Source organism: Shewanella sp. S1-49-MNA-CIBAN-0167 (assembly GCF_040310145.1).
Classification (GTDB): Bacteria; Pseudomonadota; Gammaproteobacteria; order Enterobacterales; family Shewanellaceae; genus Shewanella; species Shewanella psychromarinicola.
This window is the reverse complement of sequence record NZ_JBEOPO010000416.1, coordinates 1-248: the sequence shown is the minus strand read 5'-3', so window position 1 is coordinate 248 and position 248 is coordinate 1. Positions and strand designations below refer to the sequence as shown.

Sequence of the window (248 nt, the reverse complement as noted above, 5' to 3'; positions counted from 1 at the left end):
ATACTGGTCGTGGTGTCGCGTGAAGAAGATATGCCAGATTGGATTGAACATGTTGCTATGTTTAGTCATGGTAAATTAGACACTATGATGACCAAATCACAGTGGGATAACCATCCTGTTATTGCCCAGTTAACGGCGCAAGCGGGTCAACAAAGCGATGATATGTTAGCGCTTATTCGTCGTCACAGACACAAGCCATTATTTGCTAACCCGGTTTTTCAGTTAAACAATGGACGAGTGGCTTACAG

General features: G+C 43.5%; 1 pseudogene. It reads left to right on the top strand.

Annotated elements, in window-relative coordinates:
- Positions 1–248: pseudogene (locus AAEZ00_RS21865) on the top strand (ABC transporter); the annotation flags it as partial.